Genomic DNA, 15,871 nt, shown 5'->3' on the forward strand with positions numbered 1-15,871 from the left:
CTCCACCGATCCCGCCCCCGTCCGGCGTGGGCGCGCCGCCGTGCCCGCCCACGGAGGGACACTGCTGGGGCACGGAGCCGGGACCGCCTGGGCGGACCCGGCCGGCCGCATGCGGGAGGAGCGCCGAGGTGACGGGCTGGACCTGGGAGTACGAGGGCTACGAGGCCGCGGACGAACGGCTGCGGGAGTCGCTGTGCACCCTCGGCAACGGCTATTTCGCCACACGGGGAGCCCTGCCGGAGTGCGTCGCGGACGACGTCCACTACCCGGGGACCTATGTGGCCGGCTGCTACAACCGGCTGGTCTCCACCGTGTCCGGCCGCGAGGTCGAGAACGAGGACATGGTCAACCTGCCCAACTGGCTGCCGCTGCGCTTCCGGCTGCACGGCCGTCCGTGGATCACTCCCGACACCACCCCCGTCCTCGAACACCGCGCCGTGCTCCACCTGTCCTCCGGCGTCCTGGAACGGCTGACCCGGTTCGACCTCGGCGGCGGGCGCGCGCTGACCGTGCGCCAGCAGCGCCTGGTGCACATGGGCGACCCCCATCTGGCCGCCCTGCGCACCGAGTTCACCGCCGACGGCTTCACCGGCGAACTGCACGTCGAAGCGGCCGTCGACGCCGGCGTCACCAACGCCGGCGTGCCCCGCTACCGCGACCTGGACGGCCGCCACCTCACCCACGCCCACTCCGGCGCCGAACGGGACGTGGTGTGGCTGCGCTGCCGCACCCGCACCTCCGACATCCGCGTCGGCATGGCCTCCCGCATCACCGCCGACGGCCCCGTCGCCATCCGCCACGCCCTGCCCCGCACCACCCAGCGCACCCGGCTCAAACTGACCCCCGGCCATGCCCTCACCGTCGACAAGACGGTCGCCCTGCACACCTCCCGCGACCCCGCCATCAGCGACCCGCTGTACGCCGCCGTCGCCCGGGTCGAGCGCGCTCCCGGCTTCGACGCGCTGCTGCGCTCGCACCGCACGGCCTGGGCCCAGCTGTGGCGGCGCACCGACGTCGACGTGCCCGGCGAGGCGGGCCGCATCCTGCGGCTGCACCTCTTCCACGTCCTGCAGACGCTCTCCCCGCACACCGCCGACCTCGACGTCGGGGTGCCCGCCCGCGGACTGCACGGCGAGGCCTACCGCGGCCACGTCTTCTGGGACGAGCTGTTCGTGCTGCCCTTCCTCAACCTGCACTTCCCCGAGATCTCCCGCGCCCTGCTGCACTACCGCCACCGCCGCCTCGAACAGGCCTGCACCGCCGCCGTGAACGCCGGGCGCAAGGGGGCGATGTACCCGTGGCAGAGCGGCAGCGACGGACGTGAGGAGACCCAGCAGCTGCACCTCAACCCGCGCTCCGGCCGCTGGCTGCCCGACCACTCCCACCTCCAGCACCACGTCGGCTCGGCGATCGCCTACAATGTGTGGCAGTACTGCGAGACCAGCGGCGACACCGAGTTCCGGCACACCAAGGGCGCCGAGATGCTGCTCCAGATCGCCCGCTTCTGGGCCGACGCCGCCACCTACGACGAGTCCCTCGGCCGCCACCGCATCAAGGGCGTCGTCGGCCCCGACGAATACCACGACGCCTACCCCGACGCCGTACAGCCCGGCCTCGACGACAACGCGTACACCAACGTCACCGCCTCCTGGGTGCTCACCCGCACCCTGGAACTGCTGCACGGCCTGCCCGAGCCGCGCCGCCGCGAGCTGGCCGAGCGCACCGGCCTGGACGACGGCGAACTCCACCGCTGGGAGGAGGTGTCCCGCACCCTCCACGTCCCCTTCCACGAGGGCGTCATCAGCCAGTTCGAGGGCTACGGCGACCTCGCCGAACTCGATTGGCACGGCTACCGGCGGCAGTACGGCGACATCCGCCGGCTGGACCGGATCCTGGAGGCGGAGGGCGACACCGTCAACCGCTACCGGGCCTCCAAACAGGCCGACGTCCTGATGCTGGGCTACCTCTTCTCCCCGGCCGAACTGGAAGCGCTCTTCCGGCGGCTCGGGCTGCGGCTGGACGAGGAGACCTGGCGGCGCACCGTCGACCACTACCTGCACCGCACCAGCCACGGCTCCACCCTGAGCGGACTCGTGCACGGCTGGATCCTGGCCCGCGCCCGCCGCAGCGAGGCCTGGCAGTTCGTCCAGGAGGCCCTGCGCGGCGACATCGCCGACGTGCAGGGCGGCACCACCGGCGAGGGCATCCACCTCGGCGCGATGGCCGGCACCCTCGACCTCGTGCAGCGCGGGCTGACGGGTCTGGAGACCCGCGACGGCGCCCTGTGGCTGGACCCCGTGCCGCTGCCCGAGCTCTCCACCTACGGCGTCTCCCTGCGCTACCAGGGCAACTGGGGCATCCGGCTGCGGCTGCGGCACGGCCAGATGGAGATCACCATGCCGTCGTCGGACGCGTTCCCCATCGCCGTGCGCCTCCCCGACCGCGCCGTCCGGCTCCAGCCGGGGGAGACGATCCGGCTGGCCCTGCCGGACCGCCCGGCCCCGCTGCGCGAGCGGGCGTGAGACGAGAGAGCGGGGCGCATGACCGACCTGCGCACCGTGGGCGTCCTCGGCACCGGCATCATGGGCGCGCCGCCATGACGCGCACCCTGGTGAAGGCCGGCCACGCCGTCCGCGCCCGGAACCGGGGCGTGCCGCGGGACAGCGACCAGGCTGCCACGTGAGCCCGCGGGCGGCGTAGGCTCGCGGCCATGCGGATCTCCGTCTCCTCGGACATGGACGAACCCGTGGCCCGCCTGCTCGTCGCCGAGTTGCGCGAGCGGGGCCACGACGTGCGCGCCCACGGTGCGCTGCGCGAGGGCGACGACCCCCAGTGGGCGGCCTGCTCGTCGGCCGCCGCCCGGGACGTCGCCGAGGGCAGGGCCGACCAGGCGGTCGTGTGCTGCTGGACCGGCACCGGCGCCTCGATCGCCGCCAACAAGGTGCCCGGGGTGCGGGCGGCGCTGTGCACGGACGCCTACTCGGCGGACGGCGCGCGGCGCTGGAACGACGCGAACGTGCTCGCCCTCAGCCTCCGGCTCACCTCGGAGCCGCTGCTGAGGGAGATCCTCGACGCGTGGTTCGCGGGGCGGCCCAGTGCGGACCCGGACGACCGGTGGAACGTCGCCCGGATCCGGCGCATGGATTCCGCCAGGTCGGCGTAGTCGGCGTAGGCGGCGCGGGTCGGCCCCGCGTCGTCAGCGATCGCCCTTGGACTTGCCGCGCTGGTCCGGGGTGCCGTGCGGCGGGGCGCCGAACGGCTCGGGGGACGTCGCGGGCGACACGTGCGAGCCGGTGCGGCCCCGGGCCTGCTCCGGACGCAGGGCCCCCGGGTCGCCGGACGTCGGCTCGGCTCCCGACTTCAGCTGCTCCAGGCGGGCGGTGAGCACCTCGGTCACCGGGAGGCGGTCGGCGTGCGTGCGCTCGTAGGCGAGCAGCTCCTCCACCTCCTCGGCGGTCAGCGACCGCACCCGGGACTCCAGGCCGCCGATCGGCAGATGGTCGTAGTCGGGCAGCGGCAGTGTGCTGCGGCCGGGGTCGGCCATGGGACTTCACTCCCTTTGACGTCTGACTGCGGGATTCCGGCTGATCTGCGGTCCCCACGGGCCGGCCGGGTGCGCGGGCTCAGTGCGCGCCGAGGCCGCCGCCGCCGAACGAGCCGCTGCTGCCCCGGCTCCAGCGGGGCCGGGGCTTCGCCGCGCCCGGCCGGGTCTGCATGTTGGTCAGCTCGTACGGCGTGAGCGCGCGACCGCCCTTGGGGGACCGGGGCACCTCGTCGGGCTCCCGGCTCTCCCGGATCTCGTGCACCGGGCCCTCCGGCGGCAGTTTCGGCTGCTCCTCGGGGCGCGGGCGCGGCGGCTCGCGCAGCTTGAGCCGGGAGCCCAGCCAGAAGCTGCCGGCCAGCAGGATCAGCAGCGCGACGGGGACGGCGAACATCCCGAGGCTCATCAGGCCGCTCGCCTCGGCCAGCTGCGTCGATGCGATAGTCATATCGGACGAATACCCCCTAATGGGGTGGCGAACCGGGTCACCCCTCGCGGGCGGCGCGGGTCCGGGACCGGTTGGCCTTGCGGATCGCGTCCAGCAGTTCCGCCCTGGACATGCGCGACCGGCCGTCGACGCCGAGCCGCTTGGCGACGTCGTACAAGTGCTCCTTCGAGGCGCTCTCGTCGACGCCCTCGCCGCTGCGCCCGCCCTGTCCGCGGGGCCGCGCCGACTGCGGGTCGGAGGGGCCCCTGCGGCCGCCCTCCTTGCGCTCCCAGTGGTCGCCGACCTTCTCGTGGGTGTGCTTGAGCGCTCCGTAGGCCACGCGGTGGGCGCGCTCGCCCTCGCCGTAGGTCTCGACCGCCGAGTCGTGCGCCTTGATCCAGGTGCGCCGGGCCTCCCGGGAGGACCGCTCCAGGGTCGAGGGCAGTTCCTCGCGTCCGGGCACGTGATCCACCTCCCTCGGTGCGTCGGGTGGTGCTCGGGAGGCACGGGTGCCCGCGCGGGGGAACGGGGAAACGGCCCCCGTCCCGCCGGGTTTGGCGGGTGACGGCCCGGCTACTCGCACCTGGTGACTACGACATCGCAGCAGGAGCTGTTCCGGTTCCTGGAGGACCGCTTCGCCTGTGCGCAGAGCTGCACGGAGTGTGCACGTGCGGCTGCGCTGCGCGCGAGTCTCGTGGAACCGAACGGAACCGAGGAGCAGGAACTCGTCCGACGCAAGGGGATCATGTGCGCGGAGGTGTGCGACGCCACCTGCCGCATGCTGTCCGAGCAGAACACGACCGACGAGGCCGGCATGCGGGTGCAGCTGGAGTGGTGCCGTACCGTCTGCCTGGAGACCGCGCAGGTCTTCGACCACCAGGAGGGGGCCGAGGCCGCCGCCGAGGCGTGCCGGGCCTGCGCCCGCGCGTGCACGGACTTCCTCGCCGGCCTGGACTGACGCGGCCCCCGGCCGGCGCGGGACGGCTTTCGGCGGCGTGCGCGCGGACGCCCCGGCGCGAGCCGGCCGGGTCACCCGGCGCGGTGCCCCACCCGCGGCGTACCCAGCGCGGCGACGGGTCGCCATACTGGAGGCGCCAGGGGCGGGCGCGGCGAGGAACGACGGGGGCGACGGCACACGATGGGGGAGAACAGACTGATCCAGGGCCGGTACCGGCTGCTGGATCCGATCGGGCGCGGCGGCATGGGCGAGGTCTGGCGGGCGCGCGACGAGTCGCTCGGCCGGCACGTCGCCGTCAAGTGCCTCAAGCCGTTCGGCCCGCAGCACGACGAGTCGTTCACCGCCATGCTCCGGGAGCGGTTCCGCCGCGAGGCCCGGGTGGCCGCCGCGCTCCAGCACCGCGGCGTGACCGTCGTGCACGACTTCGGCGAGTCCGACGGCGTGCTCTTCCTGGTCATGGAACTGCTCGACGGCCGCAATCTCGGCCAGGTCCTGGACGACGCCGAGCGCCGCCCGCTGTCCGTCCCGGACATCCTCGACATCGCCGAGCAGGTCGCCGTCGCCCTCGCCCACACCCACGCCCAGGGCATCGTCCACCGCGACCTGAAGCCCGCCAACATCGTCCGCCTCACCGACGGCACGGTGAAGATCTGCGACTTCGGCATCGCCCGCCTCGGCGACGACATCGGCGCCGGCTCCCGGCTCACCAGCACCGGCGTGACCATGGGCACCCCGCACTACATGTCCCCGGAACAGATCGCCGGCGGCGAGGTCGACCAGCGCAGCGACCTCTACTCGCTCGGCTGCGTCCTGTACGAACTCGCCACCGGTCAGCCGCCGTTCGACCTCCCGGACGCCTGGTCCATCCTGGTCGCCCACCGCGACACGCCCCCCGCGCCGCCCCGCGACCACCGGCCCGAGCTGCCCGAGCAATTGGAGCGGATCGTCCTCGACCTGCTCGCCAAGCGGCCCGACGAGCGCCCGTCCGACGCGACCGAGCTGGCGCGCCGCATAGCCGGGTGCCGTACCGTCCCGGTGGACGCGACGGCGCAGGGCGGCGGCCGGCCCGGGCGGACCCCGCGCGATCCGCGGCTGCCGGCCTGGACCCGCGGCATGACCGCCGGACGCAGGGCCGAGGGCGCAGCGCCCGGCCCCCTCACGCCGGACCCGGCCACCGCCCTCACCGGCGCATGGACCACCGGCCCCGGCGCCGGCCGCACCACCGTGCCCCCCTTGGCGTCTCCCACTCCCGTCCCGTCCGCCCCGTCCGCCGACGCCCTCACCACCCTCGCCGGACGCCACAACGCCGGCCTCAGCCTGGCCCGCCTCGGCCGCTGGGACGAGGCCGGCGAGGTGCACCGCGCGGTCGCCGCCGAACGCGAGCGGCTGCTCGGACCCGACCACCCCGACACCCTCGCCAGCCGCTACGAGATCGCCTTCCTGCTCAGCCGCACCGGCCGCGCCGCCGAGGCCCTGCACGAATACGACCACGTCGCCCGCGCACGGGAACGGCTGCTCGGCCCGGACCACCCCGACACCCTCGCCGCCCGTCAGGAGACCGCGTACGTGCTCGGCCAGCTCGGCCGTCCCCTCGACGCCCACGAGGTGTACGTCAGGGTGCTGGCCGCCCGGGAGCGGAGCATGGGCCCCGACCATCCCGACACCCTGCGCTGCCGCCACAACTTCGCCCTCAACCTCGCCCGTCTCGGCCGGGTCGAGGACGCCCACCGCATCGCCCGCGAAGTGGCCGACGCCCGCGCCCGGATCCTCGGCCCGGAGCATCCCGACACCCTGGTCACGCGGTACGAGGTCGCCTACGCGCTCGGTCGGCTGGGCCGCTGGGAGGAGGCCCTCGTGACCTACGGCCAGGTCGCCGAGGCCCGCGCCCGCGTCCTCGGCCCCGACCACCCCGACACCCTCGCCGCCCGCTACGAGACCGGCATCAGCCTGGGCCGCCTCGGCCGCAGCGACCAGGCCCTCGGGGTCTACCGCGAGCTGATCGCCGCCCGCACCCGCGTCCACGGCCCCGCCCACCCGGAGACCCTGCGCGCCCGGCACGGCCTCGGCGTCAACCTCGGCCGCCTCGGCCGCTGGGCGGAAGCCGTCGCCGAGTCGCACGAGGTGGCCGCGGCCCGCGCCCGCGTCCTCGGCCCCGACCACCCCGACACCCTGATCAGCAGGCGCGAGGTCGCCGTCGGCCTCGGCTGGCTCGGCCGCTGGGCGGAGGCCCTGGCCGAGTACCGGGCGGTCGCCGACGCCCGCGCCCGCGCCCTCGGCCCCACCCACCCCGACACCCTCGCCGCCCGCAACGACGAGGCCCACTGCCTGCAGCAGCTCGGCCGGGGCCGGGAGGCCGCGGCCCTGCGCCGGCCCCGGGCCGCGGGCGGCGTCTGACCCGCGCGCCGCGCCGCTCCCCTGGCCGGCCGCGATCACCGCGTGTTACCAAGGGACATGCCCGTACACGAGGACCACCGGCGCTACGACGCCGTCATCGTCGGCGGCGGACACAACGGCCTGGTCGCCGCCGCCTACCTGGCCCGCGCCGGACGGTCGGTGCTGGTGCTGGAACGGCTCGACCACACCGGCGGGGCGGCCGTCTCCACGCGGCCCTTCCCCGGCGTCGACGCCCGGCTGTCGCGCTACTCGTACCTGGTCAGCCTGCTGCCTCGCAAGATCGTCACCGACCTCGGCCTGGACTTCCGGGTCCGCACCCGCACCGTCTCCTCGTACACCCCCGCCGAACGCGACGGCCGGCCCACCGGACTGCTCGTCGGCGGCGGCGAGGCCCGCACCCGGGAGGCGTTCGCGCGGCTGACCGGCGGCGAGCGGGAGTACACGGCCTGGCGGCGCTTCTACGGCGCCACCGCCCACGTCGCCGAACGGGTCTTCCCCACGCTCACCGAGCCGCTGCCCACCCGCGAGGAACTGCGCCGCCGCATCGACGACGAACAGGTCTGGCGCGCGCTGTTCGAGGAACCGATCGGCGTCGCCGTCGAGGAGCACTTCACCGACGACCTGGTCCGCGGCGTCGTCCTCACCGACGCGCTCATCGGCACCTTCGCCGACGCCCACGACCCCTCCCTCAAGCAGAACCGCTGCTTCCTCTACCACGTCATCGGCGGCGGCACCGGCGCCTGGGACGTCCCCGTCGGCGGCATGGGCGCCCTCACCGACGCGCTGGCCGCCGCCGCCCGCGACGCCGGCGCCGTCATCGCCACCGGGCACGAGGCCCTGCGCGTCGACACCGACGGACGGCACGCCGAGGTCCTCTACCGCACGCCCGAGGGACAGGGCGCCGTCGCCGCCCGGCACGTCCTGGTGGGCGCCTCCCCGCAGCAGCTCGCCGCGCTCACCGGCGCGGCGCCGCCCGAACCGGCCGAGGGCGCCCAGCTGAAGGTCAACATGCTGCTGCGCCGGCTGCCCGGGCTGCGCGACACCTCCGTCGACCCGCGCGAGGCGTTCGCCGGCACCTTCCACATCGCCGAGGGCTACGGCCAGCTCGCCACCGCCCACCGCCAGGCCGCCGCCGGCGAACTGCCCGGCACGCCGCCCTCGGAGATCTACTGCCACTCGCTCACCGACCCGACCGTCCTCGGCCCCGGACTCGCCGCCCGCGGCTACCAGACGCTCACCCTCTTCGGCCTGCACACCCCCGCCCGCCTCTTCCGGGAGAACAACGACGCCGTGCGCGAGGAACTCCTGGCGTCCACCCTCGCCCAGCTCGACGCCCATCTGGCCGAACCGCTCGCCGACTGCCTGGCCACCGACGCCGACGGCCGCCCCTGCATCGAGGCGAAGACACCGCTGGACCTGGAGCGCGACCTGTGGCTCCCGGGCGGCAACATCTTCCACCGCGACCTTTCCTGGCCCTACGCCCAGGAGGGCGCCGGCCGCTGGGGCGTGGAGACCGAACACGCCAACGTCTGGCTGTGCGGGGCGGGCGCGGTGCGCGGCGGCGGGGTGAGCGGGGTGCCGGGGCACAACGCGGCGATGGCGGCACTGGAGGCGAGCACCGACTGACGACCCGTCAAAGAGCGGTCGGCGCCGCGGTCCTTGACCATGGTCCCGCGCGGCGCCGAGGATCGGGTCCCATGACGCCCGGACACGGCAGCACGGTCGACGGCCTGCTGCGACGCAGCGCCCGCCGCACCCCGGCCCGCCTCGCGGTCGAGTACCGCGACCGCCGCTGGACCTACCAGGAACTCGACGACGCCGTCTCGCGCGCCGCGGGCCTGCTGCGCGGCCGGGGACTGGCCCCCGGCGACCGGGTCGCCGCCTACGGCCACAACTCCGACGCCTACCTCATCGGCTTCCTCGCCTGCGCCCGCGCCGGCCTGGTGCACGTACCGGTCAACCAGAACCTCACCGGCGACGAGCTCGCCCACCTCGTCGGGCAGTCGGGCAGCTCGCTGGTCCTCGCCGACCCCGGCCTGGCCGGCCGGCTGCCCGACGGGACGCCCGTGCTGCCGCTGCGCGACACGGCCGGCTCGCTCCTGGCCGCACTGCCGGACGCCACTCCGTACGACGGTCCCGAACCCGGCGCCGAGGACCTCGCGCAGCTGCTGTACACCTCCGGCACCACCGCCCTGCCCAAGGGCGCGATGATGACGCACCGCGCCCTGGTGCACGAGTACCTCAGCGCCATCACCGCCCTCGACCTGTCCGCCGGAGACCTGCCCGCACACGCCCTGCCGCTGTACCACTCCGCGCAGATGCACGTCTTCCTGCTGCCCTACCTCGCCGTCGGGGCGACCAACATCGTCCTCGACGCCCCCGACGGCGACCGCCTGTTCGACCTGATCGAGGCCGGACGCGTCGACAGCCTCTTCGCACCGCCCACCGTGTGGATCGCCCTGTCCCGGCGCGCCGACTTCACCACCCGGGACCTCGGCGGCCTGCGCAAGGCCTACTACGGGGCGTCGATCATGCCGGTGCCCGTCCTGGAGCGGCTGCGCGCCCGCCTGCCGGACCTCGCGTTCTACAACTGCTTCGGCCAGAGCGAGATCGGCCCCCTGGCCACCGTCCTCGGCCCCGACGAGCACGAGGGCCGCATGGACTCCTGCGGCAGGCCCGTCCTGTTCGTCGAAGCACGCGTCGTGGACGACAACGGCGACGACGTCCCCGACGGCACCCCCGGCGAGATCGTCTACCGCTCTCCGCAGCTGTGCGAGGGCTACTGGGACAAGCCGGAGGAGACCGCCGAGGCCTTCCGCGGCGGCTGGTTCCACTCCGGCGACCTCGCGGTGCGCGACCCGGACGGCTACTTCACCATCGTCGACCGGGTCAAGGACGTCATCAACTCCGGTGGCGTGCTGGTCGCCTCCCGCCAGGTCGAGGACGCGCTCTACACGCACGAGGCGGTCGCCGAGGCAGCCGTCGTCGGCCTGCCCGACGCACGCTGGATCGAGGCCGTCACCGCCGTCGTCGTGCCGCGCGGCGAGGTCACGGAGGCCGAGCTGATCGCGCACGCCCGCACGCGGCTCGCCCCGTTCAAGGCGCCCAAGCGCGTGGTGTTCGTGCCGGAGCTGCCGCGCAACGCCAGCGGCAAGATCCTCAAGAGGGAGCTGCGGGACCGGCTCGCGGACGGCGCGGGGAACGCCGGTTGAGCGGCGAGCTGAGCAGCGCCACCGGAATACGGCAGACGGTCACCGTCGTGCTGCCCGTCTCGCTGCCCGACGGCGGCCCGCGGGAGACCGGGTGGACGCCGGGGCCGCTGCCCTTCCGCGCCGGGCAGGGCGCCTGGGACCGTGAGCGCCGGGCCCGGTACTTCGCACCGGCCGCCGCCCGCGCCCTCTACGACGACCGGCGCCACCGGACGGTGTCCGTGACCGAGGGCGCGCTGCGCCTCGAAGGGCTGGAGCTGCTGCGCGCGGCGACACCCGGCGCGCCGCGGCGCGGCCTCGGCGTCCTGCACTTCACCGTCACCGGGCCCCGCCTGCTGGAAACACTGCGCGCGATCGGCCACCGCCCCGGAGCCGGCCCCGACCCGCTGACCGGCTCGCTCGACCCGGCCGTGCTCTTCGCCGACGCGGCCGACACCCGCCCGCCGGCCGCCCCCTTCGCCCTCGCCCGCCCCTACACCGTCGCCTTCTTCACCCCCGCCGCCCACCACACCGCCGCCCTGCGCGACGCCGACCGCGAACTGCCGCCCTCCGCCGACAGCTGGCTGCGCTCCCTGGCCGCCCGCGCCACGGAGGACGACAACCCCTCCCCGCCCCAGCGGCTCGAACGCGTCGCCGCCGAGGCGATCCGCATCTCGGCGGACTGGAGCGCCCTCGTCGACCGGCACGGGGCCGCCTTCCTGGGCCACCGCCCCGACCGCGGGGAGGGCGACTTCTACGGGTTCGCCCTGGCCCAGGCCCGTACCGTCCACCTCGACGCGCTGCTGCTCGGCATGGTCCAGCGCGACCACCTCGACGCCCTCACCGACGAACTGTCCCAGGTCTTCGGCAGCGCCCCCGGACTCGCCCGCCGCGTCTTCGCCCTGGAACGCAACATCGCCGTCTTCCGCAGCACCCACTGGCGGCGCCACCAGACCGTGCACGGACCCGCCGACGGCCTGCTGCGCGCCTTCCAGGCCCGCCACCGCCTGCCCGAGCTGTTCGCGGACATCCTCGCCGAGGCCGCCGACTACAGCCGCATCGTGCAGACCCGCGAGAGCGGGCAGATCGCCGGGGCGCTCGGCGTGCTCACCATCCTCGGCCTGCCGCTGGGCACCGCCCTGTCCGTCCTCCAGGTCCTCGGCGACGAGAACCCCCGCCACCTCGTCCTCGCCCTCCTCGCCGCCCTGGCCGCCACGACGGCCGCCCTGACCACCCGCTACGGCCGCCTCGTCCTCGCCTCCCTGCGCGGCACCCCGCGCCGCTGACCGGCGGCGCACCCGCACCCGGCGGGGCCGGCCCGCCGGACCGAGCGCCCGGGAGGGAGCCGCTCACACGGCCTGTCCGCCCGGGGAACCGGTCGCTAGGCTGACCGCGGACGACGAACCGGGAGGAGCACGGACGTGGCCGACAGCACCACCCAGCAGAAGCCGCTCATGGGCTGGGACAAGCCGGAACTCGACCTCAGCAAGGCCGAGTGGCAGTCCAGCAGCCGCGGCCTGGGGGACGTACAGATCGCCTTTGTCGAGGGTTTCATCGCCATGCGCAACAGCCGCCGCCCGGAGAGCCCCTCCCTGATCTTCACCCCCGCCGAGTGGGGCGCGTTCGTCTCCGGCGCGCGCGAAGGAGAGTTCGACCTGACGTAGGCCCCGCGCGCGGCCCGCGAGCCGATCCGGGGGTGTTCCCCCCGATTTTCCGGACACGCGATGTCGTATGGCCTCCCGGGGCGGTGTCTGAGCGAGGCTGACCCCGGGAACAGGCGGGCCGCCCTCCGGAGGTGAGGACCCATGAGCACGCTGCCGGTCATCGCGGCGTTCGACGGTTCGGACGACAGCGTGCGCGCGCTGGACTGGGCGTACGACGCCGCCCGCGGGCGCGGCGCCCCCCTGCGGGTGGTCCACGTGCGGCAGTACGCGGTCCGGGTCCCCGCCGGCACCGGCGTCGCCCCGCTGCCCGAACCGGCGGACGACCCGGTCCTGGCCCGCGCCCGCGAGCACCTGGCGCGGCGCGGCGCGGACCGGCCGGACGGCGGGAGCGGTGTCGCGTACCTCGGCCCCGAGGGCCAGCCCGCGGCGCTGCTGCCCGAACTGGGCGCCGACGCACAGCTGCTCGTCCTCGGCTCCCGCGGACGAGGCGGCTTCGCCCGGCTGCTGCTCGGCTCCAATGGCCTGGCCGCGGCCCGGGACGCAGCGTGCCCCGTCGTCGTGGTGCCCCGGCCCGGCCGCGAGGTCGACCGGCCCCTCGGCGCCCCGCCGACCGGCCCCGGCCCCCGCGTCGTCGTGGGCCTCAACGCGGACGGCCCCGACGACGCCGCGCTCGCCTTCGCCTTCGCCGAGGCGGCCCTGCGCGGCGCCCGCCTCCAGGTCGTGGCCGCCTATCCGTGGCCGGTGCAGGTGTGGGCCGGGACCATGGGCGAGCCGGTGCCGACCGGGATCGACCAGGGCGCGGTCGAGGACGAGACCCGGGCCCTCGCCGAGGGCTTCCTCGCCCCGCACCGCGCACGCCACCCCGACGTCCGCGCCGAGCCGTACCTCGCTCCCGGCGACGCCGCCGGCCATCTCGTCGCCGCCTCCCAGGACGCCGACCTGGTCGTCGTCGGCCGGCACCGCAGACGGCTGCTCGCGCCCGCCCGCATGATGGGCTCGGTCACCCACGCCGTCCTGCTGCACGCGGCCAGTCCCGTCGCCGTCGTGCCCCCGGCCCCGCCGGAGGACTGACCGGCCGCACGGCACCCGTGCCCGCCCCGACCGCGGGGTTGCCCAGCCGTCGCCGACGGGCCGTGGGCACGTACCATGGCGGCATGTCGTTCCTCCGCCGCCGCAGCGCCACTCCCGCCGGGCCCGACTTCGACGTGCTGGCCATGGACCCGGGCGACTGGCCCGGCAACCTGGGCGCGGGTCTGCTGCCCGCCCCCGACGGCACCTGCCAGGGCGTCTTCCTGCGCTACGACCTGTTCGGCGGGCGCGGTCCCGCCATGATCATCGGCAATCTGCCCGAGGGCTCCCCGGCCCGCGAGATCGCCGACGGACAGGTCCCCTTCGAGGTGGCCCAGCTGCTGCTGGCGCTGGAGAACGACGAGGAGGTGACCGTCGTCGGCACCGAGGACGTGCCCGTCATGCAGGGCGACAACCTGCTCATCGTGCGCCGGCTGAAGCTCTCCGAGAGCCGGATCTCCTGCGTGCAGTTCGACCGCAGCGACAGCGTCCTGGTCACCATCGCCGCCTGGGACCGCCCCATCACCGACGACCTGTACGCCCTGCTGAAGCCGCTCCCGGCGGAGCTTTTCCAGCAGGGCTGAGGCCCGCCGCCCGCGCCTACCGGGCCGTCGTCACCGTGACGTCGGCGGCCCGGACGAACGCCACCCGGTGGCCGAACTGGATTTGGTAGTACAGGTCGTCGCCGCGCACCACCCGGTGCCCGGCGGGGTCGAAGGCGACCGCGTAGTAGTACTCGCCCGGCACCTTCTCCCCGGCGACGTACTTCTGGCCGGCGAGCAGTTTGTACGGCAGCGGCGACACCGACTGCGCGGGCACCCCCGCCGGATAGGCGGACGCCTCCGGATAGGCGCGCCCGTACACCGGGACGCTCTCCAGCCCCTCCTTCGGCGTGATCACCCGGCCCCGGGCGGGGACGGCGGTCGGGTTTGCGGCCGGGTTCTCGAACCAGGCCTTCTGGCCCAGGTACCAGATCGCCGTCCAGTCGCCGGACCGCTCCGCCACCGCGTACTGCTGCCCGGTGGAGACCCGCGAGCCGATGTCGTTGACCCCGGTCGTCGAGTCCTGGCCGCCCGGTCGCAGTCCGATGTCCTTGATCAGCGGGTAGCCCTCACCGGGACCCGAGTACAGCCGCACCGCGCTGGAGCCGTGCACCGGGCAGGGCTGCCCGGCGGTCGCGCACCCGGTGAACTCCGGCCGGTTCGACGCGTAGTCCGGCCGGATCGTCACCACACCGCTGCCGGGGCCCGCCGTGGGCACCAGGGGCCGGCCCAGCAGGGCGAAGTAGTGCCGCCAGTCCCAGTACGGTCCCGGGTCGGTGTGCATCCCGCGGACCGTCGCCGTCGTCGGCCCCGGCACGGTGTCGTGGCCGAGGATGTGCTGCCGGTCCAGCGGGATGTCGTACTTCCGGGCCAGGTACCGCACGAGCCGCGCCGACGAGCGGTACATCGCCTCCGTGTACCAGGCGTCCGGCGAGGCCAGGAAGCCCTCGTGCTCCAGGCCGATCGACTTCGCGTTGACGTACCAGTTCCCCGCGTGCCAGGCCACGTCCTTCGCCTTGACGTGCTGGGCGATGTGGCCGTCGGTGGAGCGCAGGGAGTACTGCCAGGACACGTACGTCGGGTCCTGGACCATCCTCAGCACGCCCTCCCAGCGGCCCTCCGTGTCGTGCACGACGATGTAGTCGATGTCCTGCGAGACGGGCCGGTCGCCCAGGTCGTGGTTGCCGTAGTCACCGTCACCGAACTGCTCGTAGGGGGCCGGGATCCACTCGCACGACACCGTCGGCGGGCACTCGGTGCCCGCCGCGGACGCCGCGCGCAGGCCCGTGCGCCGCAACTGGGCGGTGTCCGGGGCGAGGCCGGGGCGGGCGGGCAGGGCGACCCGGTCGCCGCTGTCCGTGATCCGCTCCTCGCCGGAGCGGATCACGTCGTACACGTCGTCCGCGTACGCCGCCGCCGTCGCGGTGTCGTCCGCGCCGGAGAAACGCGCCACCGCCCCGTACCAGTCCGCCGGATCGTCGCTCGCCGGCTCGCCCAGCTCCCGCTGCGCGGCGGCCAGCAGCGCGGCGCCGCCCGCCACATTGGCCGCGGGATCGGTGCGCAGCGCCTCGGGGCTCAGCCCGGACACCTCGGCCGCCTTCGGCAGGGTCCGCAGCCGCGCGGGCAGCTCACCGGTGTCCGGCAGTTCCGCCTCCGGACGCAGCGGCGTGCGGGCGTCGTCGCCGCGCGGATCCTCCTCCCCCTCGCTGTGGTGCGGCGGCGCGGTGGCGAGGGCGGTACGGGCGTCGGTCAGGTGCATCGGACCGTAGCCGCCGGTCACGCTGGCAGCGCTGCCATGCGTGTCCCAGCGGGACTGGAGATAGGAGACGCCCAGCAGCACGCTCTGCGGCACGTCGTAGGCGGCGGCAGCGGCGGCGAACGCCGCCTGGAGCCCGCCCGCCGGTGCGGCGGGCGGCGCCGATCCGGCCGGGGCGGCACCGAGCAGGGGCAGCAGCAGCGCCGCCGAGGCCACGGCGCCGGCGGTGCGCCGCCCGCGGAGGGCTCCGCCGGCTCGGCTGGGGTCGTGGGCGGTTCCTCGCAATGCAGCCTCCTGTGACGGTCGGGCGCGATGAGCCGTGCGGGGCCGGGC

14 protein-coding genes are annotated in these 15,871 nt (G+C 75.1%); 10 read left to right on the forward strand and 4 right to left on the reverse strand.

What is annotated here, in order from left to right; translation table 11 throughout:
• The first annotated feature begins 128 nt into the window (after positions 1 to 128).
• Together ABZY13_RS22215 and ABZY13_RS22220 are read left to right on the forward strand one after the other, a co-directional pair.
• Positions 129 to 2,522, forward strand: coding sequence for a glycosyl hydrolase family 65 protein (locus ABZY13_RS22215; RefSeq protein WP_356633351.1), 2,394 nt, complete (start codon positions 129 to 131; stop codon positions 2,520 to 2,522).
• Between the two features lie 188 nt (positions 2,523 to 2,710).
• Positions 2,711 to 3,163, forward strand: coding sequence for an RpiB/LacA/LacB family sugar-phosphate isomerase (locus tag ABZY13_RS22220; protein WP_356633353.1), 453 nt, complete (start codon positions 2,711 to 2,713; stop codon positions 3,161 to 3,163).
• Between the two features lie 33 nt (positions 3,164 to 3,196).
• Here the strand turns inward: ABZY13_RS22220 and ABZY13_RS22225 are convergent, their stop codons facing one another.
• The 3 genes from ABZY13_RS22225 to ABZY13_RS22235 all read right to left on the reverse strand — a co-directional run bounded on the left by ABZY13_RS22225 (position 3,197) and on the right by ABZY13_RS22235 (position 4,431).
• Positions 3,197 to 3,544, reverse strand: a complete 348-nt coding sequence (locus ABZY13_RS22225; RefSeq protein WP_356633355.1) for a hypothetical protein — start codon at positions 3,542 to 3,544, stop codon at positions 3,197 to 3,199.
• Between the two features lie 79 nt (positions 3,545 to 3,623).
• Entirely contained in the window at positions 3,624 to 3,989 is a 366-nt protein-coding gene (locus ABZY13_RS22230; protein ID WP_356633357.1) for a DUF6479 family protein, read from the reverse strand.
• A gap of 37 nt (positions 3,990 to 4,026) precedes the next feature.
• Positions 4,027 to 4,431 carry a ChaB family protein gene (locus tag ABZY13_RS22235; RefSeq protein WP_356633359.1) on the reverse strand — a complete coding sequence of 135 codons (405 nt, stop codon included), beginning with the start codon at positions 4,429 to 4,431 and terminating at the stop codon, positions 4,027 to 4,029.
• Positions 4,432 to 4,551: 120 nt separating this feature from the next.
• Between ABZY13_RS22235 and ABZY13_RS22240 the strand changes: the two genes are divergently transcribed.
• The 8 genes from ABZY13_RS22240 (at position 4,552) to ABZY13_RS22275 (ending at position 13,824) form a co-directional block, all read left to right on the forward strand.
• The gene (locus ABZY13_RS22240; protein WP_356633473.1) at positions 4,552 to 4,926 is read left to right on the forward strand and encodes a ferredoxin; all 375 of its coding nucleotides are present in this window, start codon (positions 4,552 to 4,554) and stop codon (positions 4,924 to 4,926) included.
• 180 nt (positions 4,927 to 5,106) lie between these two features.
• Positions 5,107 to 7,320 carry a tetratricopeptide repeat protein gene (locus ABZY13_RS22245; RefSeq protein WP_356633361.1) on the forward strand — a complete coding sequence of 738 codons (2,214 nt, stop codon included), beginning with the start codon at positions 5,107 to 5,109 and terminating at the stop codon, positions 7,318 to 7,320.
• A 57-nt stretch (positions 7,321 to 7,377) separates the two neighbouring features.
• A complete protein-coding gene (locus tag ABZY13_RS22250) occupies positions 7,378 to 8,946 on the forward strand; it encodes an NAD(P)/FAD-dependent oxidoreductase (RefSeq protein WP_356633363.1) in 1,569 nt (522 codons plus the stop codon).
• 71 nt (positions 8,947 to 9,017) lie between these two features.
• Positions 9,018 to 10,532 carry an acyl-CoA synthetase gene (locus ABZY13_RS22255; protein WP_356633365.1) on the forward strand — a complete coding sequence of 505 codons (1,515 nt, stop codon included), beginning with the start codon at positions 9,018 to 9,020 and terminating at the stop codon, positions 10,530 to 10,532.
• Complete coding sequence (locus ABZY13_RS22260) at positions 10,529 to 11,794, forward strand: hypothetical protein (protein ID WP_356633367.1); 1,266 nt, start codon at positions 10,529 to 10,531, stop codon at positions 11,792 to 11,794. The genes ABZY13_RS22255 and ABZY13_RS22260 overlap by 4 nt, the downstream gene beginning before the upstream one ends.
• Before the next feature lie 135 nt (positions 11,795 to 11,929).
• Positions 11,930 to 12,172, forward strand: a complete 243-nt coding sequence (locus ABZY13_RS22265) for a DUF397 domain-containing protein (protein ID WP_356633369.1) — start codon at positions 11,930 to 11,932, stop codon at positions 12,170 to 12,172.
• A 141-nt stretch (positions 12,173 to 12,313) separates the two neighbouring features.
• The gene (locus tag ABZY13_RS22270) at positions 12,314 to 13,243 is read left to right on the forward strand and encodes a universal stress protein (protein ID WP_356633371.1); all 930 of its coding nucleotides are present in this window, start codon (positions 12,314 to 12,316) and stop codon (positions 13,241 to 13,243) included.
• Positions 13,244 to 13,326: 83 nt separating this feature from the next.
• Complete coding sequence (locus ABZY13_RS22275) at positions 13,327 to 13,824, forward strand: hypothetical protein (protein ID WP_356633373.1); 498 nt, start codon at positions 13,327 to 13,329, stop codon at positions 13,822 to 13,824.
• A gap of 16 nt (positions 13,825 to 13,840) precedes the next feature.
• Here the strand turns inward: ABZY13_RS22275 and ABZY13_RS22280 are convergent, their stop codons facing one another.
• The gene (locus ABZY13_RS22280) at positions 13,841 to 15,823 is read right to left on the reverse strand and encodes an N-acetylmuramoyl-L-alanine amidase (RefSeq protein ID WP_356633375.1); all 1,983 of its coding nucleotides are present in this window, start codon (positions 15,821 to 15,823) and stop codon (positions 13,841 to 13,843) included.
• Between the last annotated feature and the right edge of the window lie 48 nt (positions 15,824 to 15,871).

Origin of the sequence: Streptomyces sp. NPDC006610 (genome assembly GCF_040611575.1) — a bacterium.
GTDB lineage: Bacteria > Actinomycetota > Actinomycetes > Streptomycetales > Streptomycetaceae > Streptomyces.

Coding starts and splice junctions, on each gene's coding strand:
- ABZY13_RS22220 (WP_356633353.1), top strand. CDS start 2,711: ATGCGGATCTCCGTCTCCTCGGACATGGACGAACCCGTGGCCCGCCTG.
- ABZY13_RS22225 (WP_356633355.1), bottom strand. CDS start 3,544: ATGGCCGACCCCGGCCGCAGCACACTGCCGCTGCCCGACTACGACCAT.
- ABZY13_RS22230 (WP_356633357.1), bottom strand. CDS start 3,989: ATGACTATCGCATCGACGCAGCTGGCCGAGGCGAGCGGCCTGATGAGC.
- ABZY13_RS22245 (WP_356633361.1), top strand. CDS start 5,107: ATGGGGGAGAACAGACTGATCCAGGGCCGGTACCGGCTGCTGGATCCG.
- ABZY13_RS22250 (WP_356633363.1), top strand. CDS start 7,378: ATGCCCGTACACGAGGACCACCGGCGCTACGACGCCGTCATCGTCGGC.
- ABZY13_RS22255 (WP_356633365.1), top strand. CDS start 9,018: ATGACGCCCGGACACGGCAGCACGGTCGACGGCCTGCTGCGACGCAGC.
- ABZY13_RS22270 (WP_356633371.1), top strand. CDS start 12,314: ATGAGCACGCTGCCGGTCATCGCGGCGTTCGACGGTTCGGACGACAGC.
- ABZY13_RS22275 (WP_356633373.1), top strand. CDS start 13,327: ATGTCGTTCCTCCGCCGCCGCAGCGCCACTCCCGCCGGGCCCGACTTC.